The sequence below is a fragment of the Methanobrevibacter sp. genome (assembly GCF_017447225.1).
Classification (GTDB): Archaea; Methanobacteriota; Methanobacteria; order Methanobacteriales; family Methanobacteriaceae; genus Methanocatella.
In genome coordinates this window covers 1-5031 of record NZ_JAFSNZ010000067.1, presented here as the reverse complement: position 1 = coordinate 5031, position 5031 = coordinate 1, and the positions used below count along the sequence as shown (strand labels likewise).

General features: G+C 31.2%; 3 protein-coding genes. 1 reads left to right on the top strand and 2 read right to left on the bottom strand.

Annotation, left to right across the window (positions count from 1 at the left end; all coding sequences use genetic code 11):
- Window positions 1-116: 116 nt before the first annotated feature.
- Both IJQ68_RS06585 and IJQ68_RS06580 read right to left on the bottom strand, forming a co-directional pair.
- Window positions 117-788, bottom strand: a complete 672-nt coding sequence (locus tag IJQ68_RS06585; protein ID WP_292798443.1) for a transposase — start codon at window positions 786-788, stop codon at window positions 117-119.
- A 140-nt stretch (window positions 789-928) separates the two neighbouring features.
- Window positions 929-1426, bottom strand: a complete 498-nt coding sequence (locus tag IJQ68_RS06580; protein WP_292798441.1) for a helix-turn-helix domain-containing protein — start codon at window positions 1424-1426, stop codon at window positions 929-931.
- 58 nt (window positions 1427-1484) lie between these two features.
- Here IJQ68_RS06580 and IJQ68_RS06575 point away from each other — a divergent pair.
- A partial coding sequence (locus IJQ68_RS06575; RefSeq protein ID WP_342765138.1) for a right-handed parallel beta-helix repeat-containing protein occupies window positions 1485-5031 on the top strand: 3547 nt, incomplete at its 3' end.

The following is a 5031-nucleotide window of genomic DNA, read 5'->3' as shown; positions in this document are numbered from 1 at the left end:
TATAGTTCTCGACATTGAAAATTTATAGTAATTGTGTTTATTTTCATTGATTTTTTTAATTTTTCTCAAGGCACTCCAATTCAAATTTAAACGATAATAATTTTTTTATTTTAATTTTAACAATTAAAATCAGGGATAAACTTAATTAACCAGTTTGTATAAAAACTTTCATTGTCTACAATCCTGTAAAATTCTTCTGTAAATAATTGTTTCATTTGTTCTAAATTATCAAGATAGAAATGACTCATATATTTCTTTATTGATTTCCAAACTTGTTCTATAGGATTTAATTGTGGAGAATTAGTGGGTAACAATACAATTTTTATATTTAAAATGATACATGCTTCTTTAACTAATGTTGCTCTATGAACTGTATAATTGTCTGCTATTAGAACTATTCGTTTTTCATTTTCCAATATTTCTCGTAATTTTGATTTTTTTAAGTTTTCAATAATTAAATTCTTTTGAATTTCTTCAATATTCTCAGATTTATTAGGATTAATAGAATCAACCTTATTTTTAATCTTTGACAATAAACTCTTTTTAGAACATGTAGTATTTTCTATTAAATTTATAATTTCATTTTCAACATCAATTTCTTCAAATAACTCATATAATTCTTCAAATATTCTTTTTTCATCCAAATCATCATCTAAAAGAACATTTATAAGCATTTCATTAATATCTCTATCATTACAATTAGCAATTCGTAATTGAATTAAAGCTTTTATAAATTCAAAGGTTCTTGTATTTGGCTGACATAAAATTAAAGAATTGCCATTTACCATTTGAAATCCATTTCCATTAATTTTAAGTCGTTCAATATTCTCTTTTTTAATATTGTCATCATCTTTGTCGTAATATTGGCGATTATTATTGTTTCTGTTTTGTATTCCAGATTGATCAATAAAACCTACAATATCTTTTTCTAAAGAGACTTCCGCTTCTTCGATGTTTTTTTTAATTGTTCATCTGCATCTTCTGGTGATTTAGCAGGTATAACATATGGTTTTGCATAACCAAAGTTTAATTTATCCATTATTCGACTAATCTGTCTTTCAGAATAAGTAACACCAAATTTGTCTTGAATTAATTTTTTAATTTGACGGTTTCCAGTTAATTTTCTTTTTTTTATTAATTTTTTTAGTTCTTTGAGTTCGTTTTCTGTTAATTTTGATTTTCCAGTTGATCCTGGTTTTCTTTTCAATCCTTCGAAGCCTGATTCGTTCCAAGCATTAACCCAATTGTATCCTGTTTGTGCAGTTTTACCTCGTTTTTCAATAGCATAATTAACGTTTTCACCAGCATAAACATCTTCAATGAAAGTTAATTTCTCAAAATAAGCCCATTCACTTTTTATTTTTGCTTTTTCACTCCTAATTTTACTAAGAGGAATGTCTTTATTGATTAAAATATTTCGTCCCATACTATTATATTATACACAAATACTATAAATATTTAATGTCTAGAACTATAATTCGTCCATAACCATTAAAAACTGTAATAATATTGAAAACAATGGTTTTTATGATAATAATTATGCATCAAATGGTGGGGTATTTTACGCTAAAGGTGATGTTAACGTATTAAATTCAACTTTTGGTGCAAATTATGCCCAATATGCTGGTGGTGCAATATACAGTGAAGGAAACGTTAATTTTTATAATTCCAGTGTTAATGGGTCTGCTGCTACTAATGAAAATGGTGATGGCGGATTCATTTATGCAAAAGGTAATGTGAATGTTGAAAATTCAACAATTTCCGATGTATATATGAAAGTTGATGACCAAAATGGAGACTATAGTGGTGCAGTTTATGCTGAAGGTGACATGACAATTAGAAATGCGACATTTGACCATATAAATAAAGCTCAACATAGTTATGGTGGAGCTATACGCGTTTTAGGTAATGTTGAAATATATAATTCTAATTTCACCAATAATCAGGCTGAACTTTATGCTGCAGGTTATGTTAATGGAACTTTAGATATTTATGACTGTATTTTCACTAATAATTCAGATGGAGCTATTTTCTCTGAAGGTAATGCTGTTGTAAATAACACTATGTTTATTAATAACACTATTAGTGGTTCTACAATCTATGGAATAGGTATAGGTTCTAATGGAACTTTGAATTTGACAAATTCATATGTATATGGTTCTAATGCAATAGGTGCTACTTATAGAGGTTCTGTATTTTCAAAAGATAATTTATATGTTGAAAACTGTACTTTCGATGAAATTCACTCTGAGGCAGGTAGTGCTACAGGTATGATAATTTCCACTAAATCAAATGCTACAATCATTAACACTGAATTTTTGGATTTCTCATATCATGGTTCTACCATTTATGGAGGATCTGTATATGCTGGTGTTAATGCATATGTTGAGAATTGTACTTTTAGGAATGCTACTCTTATTGACCAGGATGGACAAACTCACGGTTTATGTATCTATGCTGAAGAAAATATCTCCTTGTGTAATTCAACTTTAAAGGATATTGATTCTTCCAATGGTCAAAATGGTGCTGTTAAAGGTGGTAATTATGTGTATGTATTCAATTCAACATTCACAAATATTACCGGTGCACGTTCATCTGGTGGAGCAATTTACGCAAACGTTGCAAATGTAACTAATTCCTCATTTTATCATATAATCTGTTCAGATAATGCGGACAAAGGTGGAGCTATTTATGCCAATGATACTTATGCATATTACAACAATTTCACTGATTGTCATGCCGGAACAGGTGGTGCAATATATTCACTAAATTACACAACAGCTATTGAAAATATATTCATTAATAATTCAAACCAGTATTCTGGTGGAGCAATTTATACCAAAAATGGATTTATTCAATATAATGTAATTTTAGAGAATATGGGTAACACATGGGATCTTCCTGCTGATATTGCTATTACCGATAGTGAAGTAGATTCCCTTGAATATAACTGGTGGGGAGAAAACGATCCGTTTGGAACTACAGATAAACAGAAAAGAGTTCAAATTAATGTTCAGTCAGGACAATCCGGTACCTATTTCTTGCCGGATACCTGGGTGATAATGCATTTCTTTGTAACTGATGAGACCCAACCAATCATTGGTGAAGGTGTCAATTTAACAACAACCTTAAAAGATTATTATAATCGCACTACTGACAGCGAATCTGAGTTAGGCCATAATATTGCTAAAAGGACCGTGATTTATAAAGTCAATAATAAAACTGCTGATGAAAACGTTGGTCATTTTAGTCACGATACTGCTCCAATAATTAATCAGGATTATGTATTGTACTCAAATAACAATTTCTTAAAACATAATGTTTCATCAACTATTGATTATCAGACATTATACCTGGATGTTGCTCAATGTGAAATCAATGTAACCAAAACGGTGACAAATGCAACACCGAATGTTGGTGATGAAATTGAATATACAATTACTGTTTCAAATATCGATTTAACTGATTACACTGATCCAAATAGAGTAATTCTTCAACATCCTGAAAAAATCAGCATTGAATTATCTGATATCTTAGATAAAAGATTAGGATTCGTGTCTGCTAATGATACCAGTTATAATCCTGAAACTGGTTTATGGTCATTTGATTTGCCATGGAACAAAACAGTCTCCTTAACTATTAAAGTTAAGGTTAGAGGTTACGGCAATATCACAAATTATGCTAACATAACCAAAATCAACGGTACAGAAACTAACTATGGTGCAAATGTAACCATTGAAGTAAATAAAACGGATATTGTTATTCTGGAAGTTAACAAAACTACTAATGAGTCCAGTGTTGTTGTCGGAGATTTGGTTAAATTTACAATCACTGTAAATAACACAGGTACTATCAATGCAACTAATGTCAATATTACTGATGAGCTTAATGAAGCATTTGAATTTGTTTCTGCAACTCATGGAGGTACTAACAGTTCCAATTTAGTTAGCTGGACTATTGACAAGTTGGATGTAGGTCAACCTGTATCCGTTGAAGTCATTGTACGTGTGCTTAAAGCAGGTAATTTCACAAACACAGCATTTGCTAACTCCACTGAAAACAAAACTAAAACCAATGGAACTAGTGATAATGTTACTGTCAGTCCGTTTGTTAATTTGACTGTTAATAAGACTGTTAATGTGACTGTTGATGATGTTGTTCTTGTTGGAGATAAGCTTAAGTATACTATTATTGTGAAAAATAATGGTTTGTCTGTTGCTACTGATGTTAATGTGACTGATGTGGTTGACAGTGCTCTTGTTGAGGTTATTTCTGCTGAATCTAGTTCTGGTTATGGTAGTGTTGTTGCTAATGGTTGGAGGGTTGATTCTCTTGGTGTTGGTGCATCTGAGACTTTCATTTTGGTTGTTAAAGTTGTTGATGCCGGCACTATTGTGAATAATGTTGTTGTTAACAGTACTGAGAATAATACTCCTGTTACTAATAAGTCTATTGATGTGGATGCTGATCCATTTGTTAACTTAACAATTAGCAAATCTGCTAATGTTACTAGTGCTGTTGTTGGTGATTTGATTAAGTATACTATCTCTGTTAAGAATGATGGTTTGTCTGATGCTACTGTTGTTAGTGTTTGGGATGTTTTGCCTGGAACTGTGAGATATGTTTCTGGAGCAGATAATTATGATGCTGTTTCACGTAATGCTTCTTGGACTATTGCTAAGATTGAGGCTGGTAGGTCTGTTGAAGTTGTTCTTGTTGTGAATGTTACTGCTGCTGGTAATTTGTCTAATACTGCGTTTGCGAATAGTAGTGAGAATAAGACTGTTGTTAATAAGACTAGTGATAATGTTACGGTTGTTCCTAATGTGGAATTGGTTATTAGCAAGAAGGCTAATGTTACTAGTGCTGTTGTTGGTGATTTAATCGATTACACTATCTCTGTTAAGAATGATGGTTTGTCTGATGCTACTGTTGTTAGTGTTTGGGATGTTTTGCCTGGAACTGTGAGATATGTTTCTGGAGCAGATAATTATGATGCTGTTTCACGTAATGCTTCTTGGACTATTGCTA